This is a genomic window from Streptomyces sp. NPDC059900 (assembly GCF_050270335.1).
Lineage (GTDB): Bacteria > Actinomycetota > Actinomycetes > Streptomycetales > Streptomycetaceae > Streptomyces.
On sequence record NZ_JBNNJZ010000146.1, the window covers coordinates 1 to 16563 of the forward strand.

The 16563-nt window shown below is 71.0% G+C and carries 14 protein-coding genes; 1 reads left to right on the top strand and 13 read right to left on the bottom strand.

Translation table 11 applies throughout. The features are described from left to right. From ACQKIP_RS20475 to ACQKIP_RS20525, 11 genes are all read right to left on the bottom strand, one after another. A partial coding sequence (locus ACQKIP_RS20475; RefSeq protein ID WP_427743685.1) for a glycine betaine ABC transporter substrate-binding protein occupies nt 1–845 on the bottom strand: 845 nt, incomplete at its 3' end. Between the two features lie 64 nt (nt 846–909). After that, on the bottom strand, nt 910–2928 hold the full coding sequence (locus ACQKIP_RS20480; protein WP_365862567.1) for an ABC transporter permease: 2019 nt from the start codon (nt 2926–2928) through the stop codon (nt 910–912). Next, on the bottom strand, nt 2925–4019 hold the full coding sequence (locus ACQKIP_RS20485) for a quaternary amine ABC transporter ATP-binding protein (RefSeq protein WP_365862568.1): 1095 nt from the start codon (nt 4017–4019) through the stop codon (nt 2925–2927). The genes ACQKIP_RS20480 and ACQKIP_RS20485 overlap by 4 nt, the downstream gene beginning before the upstream one ends. After that, a complete protein-coding gene (locus ACQKIP_RS20490) occupies nt 4016–5554 on the bottom strand; it encodes a GMC family oxidoreductase (protein WP_365862570.1) in 1539 nt (512 codons plus the stop codon). The genes ACQKIP_RS20485 and ACQKIP_RS20490 overlap by 4 nt, the downstream gene beginning before the upstream one ends. 138 nt (nt 5555–5692) lie before the next feature. Then, on the bottom strand, nt 5693–7222 hold the full coding sequence (locus tag ACQKIP_RS20495; protein WP_365862571.1) for an aldehyde dehydrogenase family protein: 1530 nt from the start codon (nt 7220–7222) through the stop codon (nt 5693–5695). Between the two features lie 167 nt (nt 7223–7389). Continuing rightward, on the bottom strand, nt 7390–7914 hold the full coding sequence (locus ACQKIP_RS20500) for a hypothetical protein (protein ID WP_365862573.1): 525 nt from the start codon (nt 7912–7914) through the stop codon (nt 7390–7392). Continuing rightward, nucleotides 7914–8159: a helix-turn-helix transcriptional regulator gene (locus ACQKIP_RS20505; RefSeq protein WP_365862575.1), complete on the bottom strand. Its 246-nt coding sequence runs from the start codon at nt 8157–8159 to the stop codon at nt 7914–7916. The genes ACQKIP_RS20500 and ACQKIP_RS20505 overlap by 1 nt, the downstream gene beginning before the upstream one ends. Nucleotides 8160–8223: 64 nt before the next feature. Beyond that, on the bottom strand, nt 8224–8997 hold the full coding sequence (locus ACQKIP_RS20510; RefSeq protein WP_365862577.1) for a hypothetical protein: 774 nt from the start codon (nt 8995–8997) through the stop codon (nt 8224–8226). 10 nt (nt 8998–9007) lie between these two features. After that, nucleotides 9008–9400, bottom strand: a complete 393-nt coding sequence (locus tag ACQKIP_RS20515) for a hypothetical protein (RefSeq protein WP_365862579.1) — start codon at nt 9398–9400, stop codon at nt 9008–9010. Continuing rightward, nucleotides 9397–11217, bottom strand: coding sequence for a hypothetical protein (locus tag ACQKIP_RS20520; protein WP_365862581.1), 1821 nt, complete (start codon nt 11215–11217; stop codon nt 9397–9399). The genes ACQKIP_RS20515 and ACQKIP_RS20520 overlap by 4 nt, the downstream gene beginning before the upstream one ends. Nucleotides 11218–11313: 96 nt before the next feature. Next, nucleotides 11314–12279 (bottom strand): LysR family transcriptional regulator, encoded by a 966-nt coding sequence (locus ACQKIP_RS20525; RefSeq protein WP_427743690.1) that lies wholly within the window; start codon nt 12277–12279, stop codon nt 11314–11316. Nucleotides 12280–12384: 105 nt separating this feature from the next. On the opposite strand from ACQKIP_RS20525, the gene ACQKIP_RS20530 reads away from it, so the two are divergent. Then, a complete protein-coding gene (locus tag ACQKIP_RS20530; protein WP_365862585.1) occupies nt 12385–13833 on the top strand; it encodes an MFS transporter in 1449 nt (482 codons plus the stop codon). A 7-nt stretch (nt 13834–13840) separates the two neighbouring features. On the opposite strand, the gene ACQKIP_RS20535 is transcribed toward ACQKIP_RS20530, so the two are convergent. Both ACQKIP_RS20535 and ACQKIP_RS20540 read right to left on the bottom strand, forming a co-directional pair. After that, on the bottom strand, nt 13841–14830 hold the full coding sequence (locus ACQKIP_RS20535; protein WP_361182196.1) for a malate dehydrogenase: 990 nt from the start codon (nt 14828–14830) through the stop codon (nt 13841–13843). Between the two features lie 395 nt (nt 14831–15225). Then, nucleotides 15226–16344, bottom strand: coding sequence for an XRE family transcriptional regulator (locus ACQKIP_RS20540; protein WP_365862587.1), 1119 nt, complete (start codon nt 16342–16344; stop codon nt 15226–15228). Nucleotides 16345–16563 lie beyond the last annotated feature (219 nt).

Below are 16563 nucleotides of genomic sequence, written 5' to 3' on the forward strand. Positions count from 1 at the left end.
TCGGTCGTCCACTTGAAGTTCTTCAGGAACTCCGCGGCGTCGCCGCCGTCCTTGGCGAAGTCGGCGTTGAAGTACTTCTGGAGCGGGGTGTTGGCGTAACCGCACTCGGTCTTGGCCTCGGGCTCGTTGCAGCCCTCCTTGAACTCGGGCAGCTTCACCTCGACCAGGTCCATGTCGGCGTTCGCCCACAGGGGCTCCCACCAGTAGCTGATGAACGGCTCCTTGGCGGCGTACTTGCGCTGGATCTCCTTGATCTGCGCGGCCTCGTTGCCGGTGTCCTTGATCTTGAAGTTCAGCTTGTGGTTCTTGATCAGGAACTCGTCGTACGTGGTGTACGAGGGGGCGGCGCCGATGAACTCGCCCTTGCCGCCGCTGCGGTTGCTCTTAAAGTCCTTGGCGTACTTGTTGAGGTTCTTGTAGTCCAGGATCTCCGGGTGCTTGTCCGCGTAGTACTTCGGCACGTACCAGCCGATGTGCCCGGTGACGCCCAGGTCGCCGCCCTTGACGACCGTCTTCTTGTCGTCGATGTAGAGCTTCTGCTTCTTGGGCTGGCCGTCCCAGTCCTCCAGGATCGCGTCGGCCTTGCCGTTGTTGAGCGCGTCCCAGGCGATCGGCTCGTCGAGCTGCTGGAGGTCGACCTTCTTGACGCCGACCTCGTCCTCGAGGAGCTTCTTGGCGACCTCGGCGTTGGCGCGCGCGCCGACCCACGAGGGGACCGTGATGGTGACCTCGTCGGCGCTGCCGGAGGACTTCGTATCGGCGGCACCGCAGGCGCTGAGCGCCACCATGGACACGGCGCCGAGACCGGCGACGACGGCTGTGCGTATCCGCTTGGAATGGTTCACGAGATTGTTCCCTTACGTAGCAGGAGAGCAGCTGGAGAGCGAAATTCCGCGGGGCGGACGTACGTCAGCGCAGTGCGCGTTCCTTGACGTCGGCGCCGGGCTGGGAGATGCGGTCGAGGAGCAGACCGAGGCAGACGATCGCGATACCGGCCGTCAGGCCCATGCCGAGGTCGCCCTTGGTGAGGCCCCTGACCACGTCCACGCCGAGCGCGCCGCCGCCGATCATGCCGCCGATGACGACCATGGAGAGGACCAGGACGACGCCCTGGTTGAGGGCGACGAGCAGCGCGGGCCTGGCCAGCGGCAGCTGGACCTGCCAGAGCTGCTGGCCGGTGGAGGCGCCGAGCGAGCGGGCCGCCTCCAGGGCCGAGGGGTCGATCTGGCGGATGCCCTGCGCCGTGATGCGGATGACGGCGGGCAGCGCGTAGATGACCGAGGCCACCGCGGCGGCCGCGGGGTTGGAGCCGAAGAGCGCGATCATCGGGATGAGATAGATGAACGCGGGCAGGGTCTGCATGGTGTCGAGCACCGGACGGATGCCGCGCTCCACCCAGGAGACGCGGGCCGCGAGCACACCGACGGCGAAGCCCAGGATCAGCGTGACCACCAGGGCGGCGATCACCTGCGAGAGCGTGTCCATCGAGCGGCTCCACAGCCCCATCGCGCCGATCGCGGCCAGCGCGAGCACGACGGTGACCGCCGCGCGCCAGCGGCCCGCGAGGTAGGCGAGGACACCGGCTACCAGGAGCACCGCCCACCACGGGGTGGCGAGCAGGGCGTCGAACAGCGGGTTGATGCCGTAGTCGATGAAGCCGTTCGCCCAGGTGAGCGTGCCGCCGATGACGGGGATGCCGGAGCCGAGCTCGCGCTCGATCCAGCCGACGACCTCGTTGATCGGCTGGGAGATGTCGACGACCCAGTTCTCCGGCCACTCGGTGCGGCCGAGCGCCTGGCCCAGTACGACGGCGCCCGCGGTCACCGCGGCCATGACGGCCCACAGGACGCGGGTGGCGAAGGCGCTGCGCGCGGGTGCCGCGTCGTCGACGCGTTCGCCGAACCCGGCGGTCGTGCGGTCCAGCCAGACGGCGATCAGCACGATCGCGATGCCGGCCGGTGCCGCGAGGCCCACGTCGAGGGTGGAGATCGCCGTGAAGATCGGGTCGCCGAGACCGCCGGCGCCGACCACCGTGGCGAGGACGACCATGGAGAGACACATCATGATCGTCTGGTTGAGGCCGAGCAGCATCGGCTTGCGGGCCAGCGGAAGCCGGGCCGTCCACAGCCGCTGCCAGGCGCTGGCGCCGAGCGACTGCGAGGCTTCGAGGGCCGCCGCGTCGGCGCCGCGCAGGCCGAGTGAGGTGAGCCGCGCCATCGGCGGGGCGGCGTAGATGACGGTCGCCATGAAGACGGCCGGGGTGCCGACGTCGAACATCAAGACGAAGGGCAGCAGGTACGAGAAGGCCGGAAGCACCTGCATGGTGTCGAAGACCGGCCGCAGGATGCGCTCGGCACGGTCCGAGAGCCCGGCGGCGAGGCCGAGCAGGACACCCACGAGCGCCGCGACGGCCACACAGACGACCATCAGGGCGAGGGTCTCCATCGCCTCCGCCCACACGTCGAGCAGGCCGATCACGGCGAACGTGCCGAAGGCGATGCCCGCGAGGGTCAGCGAGCGCTTGCGCAGGTTCGCGCCGCCCGCGTACCAGGAGATGAGCACGGCGGCGACGGTCACCCCGATGAAGCCGAGGCTCTCCAGACCGCTGAGCACACCGTCGACCGCGGACTGCGAGGTGTTGCTGATGTGCAGCAGGAAGTACAGGAAGACCGGGTGGGTGTCGCGGTTCTGCGCCATCCAGGTGTTGACGTCGTCGAGCGGCGAGCGCACGTCGAAGGTCAGGTCGGAGGGCCAGACGCCGTTGGCGGTGACGAACGCCGAGACGACCGCGACGAGCAGGGCGCCCAGGAGCAGGATCGCCTTGGGGTTGCGCAGGAACGCGGACAGCGGCCCGGGGGCCTCGGCGGGCGGGCCGGGCGGGGACACGCCGTCCTTCTTCTCCAGGACGGAGGCCGGGGCGGCACTCATACGGCTGCCACCGCCTTGTCCTGCGGGTCCGCGTCGAGACCCGCGACCACGGCCAGCAGCTGCTCGTGGTCGACGACGCCGAGGGTGCGGCCGTTGTCCACGACGCGGCAGTGCTCGCCGCTGCGCGCGACGGCCTCGATCGCGTCGACGACCAGTGTGTCCGGGCCGATCGCGGCGCCGGACTCGGCCTCGTCGCCCATCGCGGGGCGCATGGCACGGCGTACGGAGATGACCTGCTCGCGCGAGACGTCCTGGACGAAGTCGCGGACGTAGTCGTCGGCGGGGTTGGCGACGATCTCCTCGGGCGTGCCGAGCTGCACGATGGCGCCGTCACGCATCAGCATGATGCGGTCGCCCAGGCGCAGTGCCTCGCTCAGGTCGTGGGTGATGAAGACCATCGTGCGGCCCTCTTCGCGGTGCAGGCGGATGACCTCTTCCTGCATGTCCCGCCTGATCAGCGGGTCGAGCGCGCTGAACGGCTCGTCGAAGAGCAGCACTTCGGGGTCGACGGCAAGGGCGCGGGCCAGGCCGACACGCTGCTGCTGGCCGCCGGAGAGCTGGGTGGGGCGGCGCTCTTCGAGGCCTTCGAGTCCGACCTTGGCGACGACCTCCATGGCCTTGGCCCGGCGCTCCGCCTTGGCGACGCCCTGGATCTCCAGGCCGTAGCCGACGTTGTCCAGGACCGAACGGTGCGGCAGGAGGCCGAAGTTCTGGAAGACCATCGCGGCCTTGTGGCGGCGCAGGTCACGCAGCTGGTTCTTGTCCATGCCGAGGACGTCCTGGCCGTCCATGGTTATGGAACCGCTGGTCGGTTCTATGAGCCGGGTCAGGGTCCGCACCAGCGTGGACTTGCCGGATCCGGAGAGGCCCATGACGACGAAGACCTCGCCGCGCCTGACGTCGAAGCTGACGTCCCGCACGGCCGCCGTGCAGCCGGTGCGCTCGCGCAGCTCGGCGGCGGACAGTCCCGCGTACTCCTCGTTGCCGGGGATGCGCTGCGCCTTGGGTCCGAAGACCTTCCAGAGGTCCCGTACGGCGAAGACGGGTGCCGCGGGCTCGGCGGCAGGCGTCTTGTCAGTGGTGGTGGTCATCGGACATCACTCCCGGTCAGCAGTTCCGCGCACTTTTCCCCGACCATGAGTACTCCGATCATCGGGTTCACGGCAGGCATCGTCGGGAAGACGGATGCGTCCGCGATTCGGATTCCGTGGAGGCCCCGAATCCTCAGCTCCGGGTCGACTACGGCAAGTTCATCAGTGGAAGCACCCATTCGGCAGGTTCCCGCCGGGTGGTACACGGTGTGGGCGGCCTTGCGCACCAGCTCGCTGATCTCGGCGTCGTCGGTGACGTCGGGGCCGGGGAAGACCTCGCGCTTGAGCCACTTGGCGAAGGGCTCGGCCTGCGCGACCTTGCGGGCCAGCTTGATGCCGTCGACGAGCGTCTGCCCGTCGTAGTCACCATCGTCCTCGAAGTACTTGAAGTCGAGAGCGGGCTTGACTTCCGGGTCGGCCGACGTCAGGTAGACACGGCCGCGCGCACGGGACTTGGGGATGTTCGGCGTCATCGACACACCGTGCTCCGGGCGTTCGTAGCCAAGACGCTCCGGGTTGTCCGTGAACGGGATCTGGTAGAAGTGGAACATGAGGTCAGGGCCCTTGTGGTCCGGGTCCCGCTTCACGAAGAGGCCCGCGTCGGAGTCCATCGCGGAGTTGTCGGGCAGCGGCCCGTTGGTCTCCCAGACGATGACCGACTCGGGGTGGTCGAGGAGGTTCTCGCCGACCCCCGGCAGGTCGTGCGCGACGGGGATGCCGAGGGCCTGGAGGTCCTTGGCGGGGCCGATGCCGGAGTGCATCAGGAGTCGCGGGGTGTCGACGGCGCCGGCGCAGACGAGGACCTCGCGGCGGGCGGTGAGCAGCTGCTCCGCCCCGTCCTTCGTACGGATGTGGACGCCGCGCGCGGTGGTGCCCTCCAGCTCCAGCTTGGTGGCCCAGGTTTCCAGGAACAGCCGCAGGTTCGGGCGGTCACCGGCCTCCATGTGGGGGTGGAGGTAGGCGACGGACGCGGAGGAACGCTTGTTGTTCTCCGGGTGGTACGAGAGGTCGAAGAAGCCGACGCCCTCGTCGAAGGGCTTGTCGTTGAAGCCGACGACCTCGGGGACGCCGAGGGCGGTCTTCGTCGCCTCGACCCAGTCGGTGGCGATCTGGTTCTGGTCCTTCTTGGCGACGCGCACGATGTTGTTGCGCAGCTTGCCGAAGAAGGGGTCCATCGCCTTGGCGTTCCAGCCGGTGGCGCCCGCCTCTTCCCACTCGTCCCAGTCGGAGGGCAGCGGCTTGAAGGAGATCAGGGTGTTGTGCGACGAACAGCCGCCGAGGACCTTGGCGCGGCTGTGCAGGATGTGCGAGTTGCCGCGCGGCTGCTCGGTGGTCGTGTACCCGTAGTCGAGGTCGCCGCCGAGGAGGCCGAGCCAGCGGCGCAGCGTGAGGACGTCCTCGCGGTCGATGTCGCTGGGGCCGCCTTCGATGACGGCGACGGTCACGCCGGGGTCCTCGGTGAGGCGGGATGCGATCACCGACCCTGCGGTACCGCCGCCGACGATGACGTAGTCGTACTCGGTGGTCTCAGCCATGCGTGGTGCTCCTCTTCCTGCGAGGTGTGGTGCCAAGGTGCTTGCGCGTATAGAGCGGGGGGTGCTCGGACGTACGGACATACACACGTGCGCGGGGGCGGGACTGCCGCCCCCGCGCACGCTTCCGGGAGTCGGGCCTCAGCCCGCGAACCAGCGGACCGGCTGCGGTGCGAGGTTCTGGTAGATGTGCTTGGACTCGCGGTACTCGGCGAGCCCGGCGGGGCCGAGTTCGCGCCCGACGCCGCTCTTGCCGAAGCCGCCCCACTCCGCCTGCGGCAGGTAGGGGTGGAAGTCGTTGATCCAGACCGTGCCGTGGCGCAGGCGCCGCGCCATGCGACGGCCCAGGCCCGCGTCGTTGGTCCAGACGGCGCCCGCGAGACCGTACTCCGTGTCGTTGGCGAGCGCCACGGCTTCGTCCTCGGTGCGGAAGGTCTCGACGGTGAGGACCGGGCCGAAGACCTCTTCGCGCACGACGCGCATCTCGCGGTGGCACTGGTCGAGCACGGTCGGCTCGTAGAAGTAGCCGGTCGCGGGGCGCACTTCGCTGGGCTCGGGGCGCTTGCCGCCGCAGCGCAGGACCGCGCCCTCCTCCAGGGCGGAGGCAACGTACATCTCGGTCTTCTCGCGCTGCTGCTGCGAGACGAGCGGGCCGCACTCGACGCCGTCCTCGGTGCCGCGGCCGAGCTTGATCTTCGTGGCCCTGCGGGCCAGTTCGGCGACGAAGCGCTCGCGCACCGACTCCTCGATGATCAGGCGGCCACCGGCGGAGCAGACCTGCCCGCTGTGGATGAAGGCGGCGTTCAGCGCCTGGTCGACGGCGGTGTCGAAGCCCTCTTCGGTGGCGCAGGCGTCGGCGAAGACGACGTTCGGGTTCTTGCCGCCGAGTTCGAGGGCGACCTTCTTGACGCCGAGCGCGGCGGCCTGCGCGACCTTGGTGCCGGAGACGAGGCCGCCGGTGAAGGAGACCAGGTCGACGTCGGGGTGGTCGGAGAGGCGTGCGCCGACGGTGTGGCCGGGGCCGGTCACGATGTTGGCGACACCGGCCGGGAGGCCCGCCTCGACGAGCAGTTCGATCAGCGCGACCGTCGTCAGCGGAGTGACCTCACTCGGCTTGATGACGAAGGTGTTGCCCGCGGCGAGCGCGGGGGCGATCTTCCAGCTGGCCTGGAGGAGGGGGTAGTTCCAGGGCGTGATCATCGTGCAGACGCCGATGGGCTCGTGCACGACGACGCTGTGGATGTCGTCGGAGCCCGCGTCGACGACGCGGCCCGCGCCCTCGCCGATCACCAGGTCGGCGAAGTAGCGGAAGGCGTCGGCGACGCAGTCGACGTCGACGCGGCCCTCCTCGACGGTCTTGCCCGCGTCGCGGCTCTCCAGGAGTCCGATCTTCTCGCGGTCGCGTACGAGGAGGTCGGCGACGCGGCGCAGCAGCGCGGCCCGTTCGGCGACGGGCGTGGCGGGCCACGGTCCGTGGTCGAACGCCTCACGTGCGGCGGCGATGGCCGCGTCGGTGTCCTCGGTGCCGCCTTCGGCGATCAGTGCGAACGGCTTGGCGTCAGCCGGGTCGATGATCTCGCGTGTGGCGCCGGAGAGCGCGTTTCGCCACTCTCCGCCCACATGGATGGTCTGTTGTGCGGACACGTCCCGTTTGCCTTCCGTTCCTGTCATACGCCCCGCCTGTCACCCGCGGGAGCCGGGTCCACCTGCCCTGCGGCGGAGAAACCATGCGCATTACATAACCGAAAGTGCTCTGTGTCACTGCGTGTGCAGGAACTTGGTACGAAAGGGGCGTGGAAGGACGGGTTTGTGCGGTCTGCTCGTCGACTTCGGGCGATCTACTCGTCGGCGGCGTCGAATTCGAGGTCCGCGGGGTCGTCCTGGACGGCGAGTCCCGCCACCCACAGCGGCATCAGCCAGTGCACGACGAAGGCGGTGAAGAGCACCGGGAAGAGCAGCCCGCCGGTGTCCCAGCCCTGCTGCGCGGCGATTCCCGCACCAGCCGCGGCGGCCAGGAGCAGCCACAGCATGATCTGCCGGGCGCGTGCCGCGACGCGGACCCGCTCCGCGCGCTGGCGCTCGTCGAGGGCGCGTTCGCGCAGTTCGAGAAGGCCGCGGGTGGCGGCGTTGATGACGCCGGTGGCGACACACCACGGCAGCAGGAGAGCGAGCATCGTCCACATCGCCCAGCGCTGCTCGCCGACGACCGTGAGCAGCCAGGCCGCGACGCTCGCCACGGTCAGCGCGATGTGGGCGCCGACCGCCAGGCGCCTGCGCGCGGCGGTGGCGTACATGGGCGCCCCCTCGCGGCGGTTCATGAGCGCCAGCATCCGCCGGTCGTACCCGGTCATTCCCTGCGTCATCACTGACTCCTCCCGTAGACCTCGTCCGTGAGCGGGCGGAACGGCTCCAGGGAGAACAGCGCCTCCACCGGCAGCCCGAAGAATCCCGCGATCTTCAGCGCCAGGTCGAGGCTGGGGTTGTACTGCCCGCGCTCGATGTAGCCGATGGTCTGGTAGTGGACCCCCACTGCCCCGGCCAGGCTCTGGCGCGACACCTTCCGTTCCGCGCGCACCATCGCCAACCTGTTGTGCACCTGCTCGCTCATGTATAAGAAGTACTACATTGGTGAGCAGGTGCGCAATGGGATGGGCCGCCGCTGAAGCAGCCGGTCAGTGCGTGCCGGGCTCCGGGCAGATCTCGTCCGGAGGGCAGAACCAGGAGAGCGCGGTGGCCATGAACTCCTCCTCGTCGTCCCTGCCGTCCGCGTCGGATCCGTACACCGCGAGGGCGTACAGCTCTCCGTCCACCGCCTCGAAGCGGTGGTCAACGACGTGCCAGGTGCCGATGTCCGGCTCCCCCTTGAACCGGTCGGCCGTGTAGTCGAGCCGGGCCGCGGGGCGGCCCCCGTCGTCCGTGCGCTCCACCGGGCCCAGTTGGTCGAAGCCGCCTGGCTTGCCTTCCGCGTCCAGCCAGAGCCGCAGCGATTCGTACGGGGAGGACTCCGCGACCCGGTACACCTGGAGCCGCTGGTCGCTCTGCGGGCTGCGGTAGTTGACGACGACGGTGGAGTCCTGACCCGCGACCGCGTCACGGATCCAGCCCCGCGGCACCGCGAGCCGGTATCCCTCCTGGTCGGACACCTCTTCGAACGGAGCGGGGGGCACGCCCTCCGGGGAGGGCGCCGCGGTGTCCCCGCCCTCGGCGTCCGCACCCTCGTCGGCGCTCCGCACGGGCTCGTGCACCGTCAGATATCCCTTCGGCTCCGGTTCGTCCTTCCAGCCGAGGGCCCAGGCGCCGAAGACCAGGCCGCCCACCGCGAGGACGGTCACGGCGCCGCGCAGCGCCTTGCCCTGGCGCACCGCGTCGCGGTCGTGCAGTGCGGCGATCCGCTGTTCCTGCTCGTGGCCGACCCACTCCTGGCGGTCGTCGTCGAAGATGCGCACCGCTCGCCACTCAGCCCGTGATCTGGGCGATCGCCTGGAGAACCGCCGTGACGGACGCGGCTGTCGCGGCGGCGGCGCCGTACTGCTCCAGGCGGGTACGGAGCCTGCCGAGCAGTCCGCTGCCGCCGTGGCCCGCGCGGCCGATCTCCCGCTCCACCTCGTCCAGTTCGGCGTCGAGTGCCCGGTCGTCGGCCGAGAGCTCGCCCGCCCGGCTCAGCTCGCCGCGCAGCGCCCTGACCTTGCTGAGCAGGTGCTGCTGCTTGGGGTCGGAGACCACCACCGTGTGGTTGGTGGACTCGGCCTTGCCGTGCGAACCGAAGGCCTGCGAGCCGCCGGTGATCGAACCGATCTGGACGTGCGCTCCCCCGCCGGTGTCCCCGCCGGTTTCCCCGTCGCCGCTCATGCCGTGCTCCTCTCGGTGGTGTGCGTGGCCTGGCCATGGGAGCCGGTGGCGAGCGCGCCGCCGGACATCTCCGAGATGTAGACCCCGCTGTTGTTGATCTGCGTGATGTTCTGTTCCAGCCGGTCCGTGCGGAAGCCGCCGGCCCGCAGCGCGTCACGGACGCCCTCGCCGATGCGGTCCTGGAGGGTGCGGATGTAGCGGGCGGCGTCCATCTCCTGGAAGAGCGAGAGGTCGTCGGTGCTCGCCAGTTCCCGCAGGCTGACCAGCGGTGCGTCCGGCGGCGGCTGCGCGGGGCCGCCGATCCCGAGCCGCGCGCACAGGGACCGCAGGGCGCGCGCGGGGGCCGCCGCCGGCTCGGTCGTGGCTTCGGGCTGGGCCAGCCAGAGGCGGAACGAAGGGATGAGCGAGGGCAGTGCGCGCAGGGCCGCGATACCGACCGCCACACCCACCGCGGGTCCGTCGACGCAGGCCCGCAGGGCGTCGCGCACCGGGCCCTCCGGCTCACCGGACACGATCGTGTCGACGGCGCGGAAGCCGGGCACGATCGGCCCGAGCACGTGCGGCACCACTTCCAGGACCAGCATGCCGCCCTGCGTGTGCACCCTGACCAGGAGCGAGACGACGACCTGTTCGTTCCACGCGCCGACCCGGATCCGCAGGAAGTGCCGCCGCGCCTCGCCGCCCTCGCCCGCCGCCCGTTCGAGATGCCGGGCGACCTGCCCGGCGTCGTAGGGCCCGGCGGTCTCGTACCCGTGTCCGGTGTAGAGCTGCTCGTCGCGTCCGGCGCCCGCGGGGAGATAGACGAACTCCTCTATCTCCAGGTCCCGCAGGCGGTCCACGCTGGTGGCGGCGGCGGACCGGCGCAGGTCCTTCAGGCGCGGCTCGATCATCTTGATGACCTCGCGCGCGGCGAGCGGTTCGTACGTGCGCTGGGGCGGCACACCGCCGTCCCGCTCCGGGTCGGTGCGCTGCAGTTCGAGCACGACCGACCAGGGTTTGCGGGGCTTGCCCGCGCCCACGAAGGGGCGGTTCGCGTCGTAGAGGGTGACCGGGGCGTTCTGCTCGCGGTGGATGCAGTCGACGATGCGGGAGAACCGCCGCGGGATGCCGGGCTGCGGCGTCTCGGCGAAGGCCTGGCGCGCGAGTTGCGTGCGCAGGGTCCGCTTGCGCAGGAACTGGTGGCGCCACACCACGGCCGCGATCAGCAGCGGGAAGATCACGGGGTACGGGGTGTCCTTGATCACGGCGATCGCGGAGTAGCCGTACGACGCGGCGCACCACCACACGAACGCCGTCACCAGCCAGCCGATCCTGCGCCGCAGCCAGGCCAGCGGTGCGGGCAGCTGCACCTGCCGCAGGATTCCGCCGTCCGTGCCCCGGCCCGAGACGATCCGCGCGAACCACAGCAGCAGGACCACCACGGCGTACGCGATCGCCCAGCCGCCCGGCACGAAGGCGCCGAACGTGCCGCCGGGGCCGGAGTCGACGAGGTCGTCCGGGTCGAAGGCGAGCAGCGCGAGGCCGGCGCCGGAGACACCCGACTCACCGTCCCTGGCGTCTTCGAGGGCGTCCCAGGTCATCACCGCGTCGGTGGCGAGGAACCCGATCCACACGGCCGCCAGGAGCAGCGCGGTGAACAGTTCCTCGCGCCGGGCGCGCAGCGCGTGCGCGAGCACCGGAAGCACGTCGGCGCCGAGCGGGGGCGCCACGGGACGCTCTGCGTGCCCGACGAGCTCTGAGACGACTCTTCTGCGGAACACCGCGTCCAGGTGGACGCCGGCGCACAGCAGTCTGGTGGCCTCGGTGTTACCTGCCATGGCCAACTCCGTCTGGATAAAGAGGAATTGGAGAGTAACGGAGAGTGTGTGCGGGGGCCACAGAAAGGTGATTATGCCCCTCGAATAAGTGAATGCTCAGCCCTCGGACGAGTCGGGGGCACCGGACTCGCCGAGGAGGTCCCGCACACACCCGCGCAGCCAGGCGTGCGCCGGGTCCGCGTCGTGCCGCGGGTGCCAGGCGATGCCCAGCGGAAGCACCGGCAGTTCGAGCGGGATCTCGAAGGTGACCAGACCGAGGGTGTCCGTCAGGGGGCGCGCCCAGGTGACGGCGAGGCCCACCAGATCGGTGCGCAGCAGCAGGAAGAACGACGAGGGGTACGACCCCATGCTGCCCACCACCCGCCGGGTGAGCCCCTGTTCGGCCAGGACGGTGTCCAGCGGCCCTTGCAGCCTGCCCTTGCGGGAGACGGTGATGTGGTCGGCGGCGGCGAACCGTTCGGGGGTCAGCGTGCCCCGCAGCAGCGGATGCCCGGGGCGCACGACGCCCAGCATCCGGTCGTCGCGCAGCCGCTCCACCCGCACCTCGGGCGCGACGGTGTCGATCACGCCGAGCTCCAGGTCGGCCGTGCCGTCGCGCAGCAGGGGCGCGTCCACGTGGCTTTCGCCGAGGAAGCGGATGCGGACGCCGGGCGCCTCGGCGGCGGCGCGGGCGAACAGCGCGGGGCCGTAGGCGGCGGCGATCGCGTCGTGCCCGAGCACGGTGAGGGTTCGGGACGCGGTACGCAGGTCACTGGCGCCGGGCCCGGCGAACAGGGCCCGCGCCCGCTCCACCACGGCGCTCACCTCGGCGCGGACGGCGAGCGCGTGCGGGGTCGGCACCATCTGCCGCCCGGCCCGTACGAGGACGGGGTCGCCCAGGGCCTTGCGGATGCGGCCCAGGGTGCGGCTCATCGCGGGTTCGGAAAGGTGCAGGCGGCGGGCGGCCCCGGACACGCTCTCCTCGTCGAGGAGCACGTCGAGGGCGAGCAGGAGGTTGAGGTCCAGGCCCCGGCCCGGATCGGACGGCGCCACGGATTGCGTCCCGGATTGCGTCACGTGCATATATCCCTTGCAAAGGTTGCACTGGAGATCATGTGAGCGCCGAGCCTACGGTGACAGGGCCCGACGGGGCATCCCACACCACGCCACGAGCTCCTAGGAGGAGCCTTGCCCTCGCCTGCCCTGGAACCACCCCGAAACCGGCTCAAGCGCTCGGCGGAACTGACCCTCTGCGCCTGCGTGCTCGTCGCGCAGAGCATGGTCGCCGCCATCAACCTCCTCATCCCGCAGCTGAGTTCGTCCTCCGTGCACCCTTCACCGGCCGAGCTGCTGTGGACGGTCGACGCGTACGTCATCGTCTTCGCGGGGCTGCTCATCCCCGCGGGCGCCCTCGGCGACCGCTACGGACGCAAGGGCGCGCTGCTCTGCGGGCTCGGCCTGTTCGCCGCGGGCGCCGCCGTCAGCTCGCTCGCCACCGGTCCCGCCCAGCTGATCGCCGGACGCGGTGTCTCCGGCGCGGGCGCCGCGCTGATCATGCCCGCGACCATGTCGATCCTGGTGCGCACCGCGTCGCCCGGGCAGCGGCCGCGGGCGATCGCGTCCTGGGCGCTCGCCGCCGGGCTCGGCGGCTTCGCGGGCAACGCCTTCGGCGGCATGATCGGCCAGTACCTGCCGTGGCGCGCGCTGTTCTGGCTGATGGTGCCGCTCGCCGCGCTCCTCGCCCTCGCGGTGGCGCGCACGACTCCCCTGACGGAGACGTCGGCCGGGGCCGCCGTCGATCCGCTCGGCGCGGCCCTGCTCACCGGCGGTCTGTTCGCGGTGCTCTTCGGCATCATCGAGAGCCCGATGTACGGCTGGACGTCGGCGCGCATCCTCGTCGCGTTCGCGCTCGGCGCCGCGCTCCTCGGGGCGTTCACGGCACACGCGCTGCGCTCGCGGGCGCCGCTCCTCGACCCGCGGGTCTTCCGGTCCCGGCGGCTGCGGGCGGCGTCCCTGGGCACGGCCGCGTCCTTCTTCGGCCTCTTCTCGCTCTTCTTCGTCAACTCGCAGTACTTGCAGTACGTGAAGGGGTACGGCGCCGCCCGCGCGGGCCTCGCGATCATCCCGCTCACCGCCGGCATGATCCTGGTCCCCAAACTCGCCGCGCGCTGGTCCGGGTCGCCGCGGCCGCTGGTGGGCGGCGGGCTGCTCCTGATCGGGCTCGGCCTGCTCGGCGCGTCCACGGCGGGCGCGGGCACGCCCTACGCCGCGTACACCTGCTGGCTGCTCGTCATCTCGGCGGGCACGGGCCTGTCCATGCCCGCGCTCGCCCTCGGCGTCGTCACGTCGCTGCCGCCGCACCAGGCGGGGCTCGGCTCGGGGCTCGGGACGTCGGCCCGCGAGATCGGCGCCGCGCTCGGGGTGGCCGTCACGGGGACGGTCCTCGCCGCGCACCAGGAGTTCGCCTCCGGGATGGCGGCGGCGCTGCGGATCGTGGGGCTCGCGGTGGTGGCCGCGGCGGCGCTCGTCACCGCCTGGTACGGGGCCGGGGCCGGACGCACGTCGCCCCCGGCTGCCGTTCGAGTGGCTGCCGGGGGCGATGCGGACGAACTGCCGTACGAACCGAGCCGTACGTGAGGCCGTACTAGATGAGGCCGAGGCCGCGGACCGCCTCGCGCTCCTCGGTGAGCTCCTTGACGGACGCGTCGATGCGCGTGCGCGAGAACTCGTTGATGTCCAGGCCCTGGACGATCTCGTACTTGCCGTCCTTGGTGGTGACGGGGAAGGAGGAAATGAGGCCCTCCGGAACGCCGTACGAACCGTCCGACGGGATACCCATGGAGGTCCAGTCACCGGCGGCCGTGCCGTTCACCCACGTGTGGACGTGGTCGATGGCGGCGTTGGCGGCGGAGGCGGCCGAGGACGCGCCACGGGCCTCGATGATCGCGGCGCCGCGCTTGGCGACGGTCGGGATGAAGTCGTCGGCGAGCCAGGCCTGGTCGCTCACGACGTCCGCGGCGTTCTTGCCGGCGATCTCCGCGTGGAAGATGTCGGGGTACTGGGTGGCCGAGTGGTTGCCCCAGATGGTCAGGCGCTTGATGTCGGAGACCGGGGCGCCGGTCTTCTTCGACAGCTGCGACAGCGCGCGGTTGTGGTCCAGGCGGGTCATCGCGGTGAAGCGCTCGGCCGGTACGTCCGGGGCGGCGGCCTGCGCGATGAGCGCGTTGGTGTTGGCCGGGTTGCCCACGACGAGGACCTTGATGTCGTCCGCGGCGTTGTCGTTGATGGCCTTGCCCTGCGGCTTGAAGATGCCGCCGTTGGCGGAGAGCAGGTCGCCGCGCTCCATGCCCTTGGTGCGGGGGCGGGCGCCGACGAGGAGGGCGACGTTGGCGCCGGAGAAGGCGACGTTCGGGTCGTCGCTGATCTCGATCGAGTTCAGCAGCGGGAAGGCGCAGTCGTCGAGCTCCATGGCGGTGCCCTCGGCGGCCTTCAGGGCCGGCGTGATCTCCAGGAGGCGGAGGTTGACCGGCACGTCCGCGCCGAGCAGGTGGCCGGAGGCGATGCGGAAGAGCAGCGCGTAGCCGATCTGGCCGGCCGCGCCGGTGACGGTGACGTTCACGGGAGTGCGGGTCATGGCGATCTCCGTAAGAAAGCTGGCGGTGGGGGTCCCTGCCCCTTGTGCTGGATCCCCTGCCGACGCCCTCGTCGATCGCCTCTCGATGATCGATCTCTTGGCATCAAGAGAGATCCGCCGTCAGGCTATCGCGCCCCGCCGAACCCAGGACCCCGGGAGGGTGTGGCCCACCCCACAGAGATCCGTTCGCACTGCCCGGCGGCCCTCCGGAGGCCCTGTCCGGGCCCCGTAAAAAATCTTCGAATCAGACAGGCATGGCTTCGGGAAGTGCGGGCACACGGAGCAGTACCCCCACGGGAGTGGTCACACCCCCGGGCGGCCACCACGCTCCCCCCCCTGTGGTGGCCGCCACCTCCCGCCGGCGGGGCCACCCCTCTTCAGCCCGGTCCGGGCACCTACTTCGTGCAGCCCGTCTGGCCCGCCTTGAGCGTGGCGCACGCCTTTGCCGAAGCACCGTCCTTGACGGCCACCATCGGGGTGTACGCGTCGAAGTCCGCGTTCACGGTGCCGCTCTGCTCGGCCGCGCCCTCGCCGGTGATCGTGACCTTGTCGCCAGGCGCCGCCTGCGTGATGCGCGCCCAGGCCGCCCCGCACGTCTTGCTGTAGCGGACCTCGACCAGGGCCTTGCCCACCGTCGCGCGCGTCGTCGTGCCGGCCAGCTCGCCGCCGCAGCCCATGGTCTCCGGGTCCTTGCCGGTGCAGCTCTTGCCGCTGCACTCGACGCCCGCGGGCAGTTCCTTGTCGCTGGTGCTCGGCGACGCCGACGGCTTGGCGCTCTCGTCGCCCTTGTCGTCCTTGCCGAAGTCCGTCAGGAAGACGGCGGCGGCTATGACGACGAGCGCGCCGACGACCCCTGCGAGGAACATCGTCAGCTTCCTGCGCCGCCGCTGCCGGTCGGGGGAGTCCCCGCTGCGGCCCGGCCCCTGCGCACCGGGAGACGGCGTGACGACACCGAGGTCGCCGCCGCCCGCGCCCGCGGGTCCGTACGACGGTGTCTGCGGCGGGGCCGAGGGCGCGGCGCCCGCGGGTCCCGCGACGCCGGTGGCGCTGCCGCCGCCCCGGCCGGGACGGTCGGCGGCACCGACGCCGGCACCGGCGCCCGCGCCTGCACCCGGTGCGCCGTTGCGTGCCGTGCCGCCGTTCCCCTTGCCCTGCTTGGCGGGCGGGTTGGACCCCAGTTCGCCGAGCGCGGCCCGCGCCTGGGAGATCCGGATCGCCTGCATGGTCATGTCGTGCCGCATCTCGGAGCGGCTCCACGCGCGCTCGGCGAGCTCCCACATGGTGATCAGGTGCACGGGGTTGGTGCCCGTCACCTCGGCGAGCGCGACGATCGCACCCTTCGGGGCGAGCAGCCGCCCGTTCAGGTAACGCTCCCACGACGTCTTGCTGTACCCGGTGCGGTCGGACACCGCGGCGATGCTCAGGCCACTCCGGTCGACGAGCCTGCGCAGCTGACTGGCGAACTCCCTGACCTGCGGGTCGAGCTCATCCGGTAGCGCCTTCCAACGAGGCATTACTCCCCCTATTCCCCCCGTACGTGCCAATTTGCCCCCGCGCGTGGTTCCCCCCGCTCTGCCCATGAGGCAGCCCCCGCTGCTCCCTGCCATGGGCTACCCAAAGGGATGCCGGAAGTCAGGATGTCAGTTCCCGGACCGAGGGCGTACGGGAGCGTTCGGGCCACTGGCGTGCACCGTCGCACTCCTTGCGGTCCGGCGTCCAGTGTCCCATCGCTG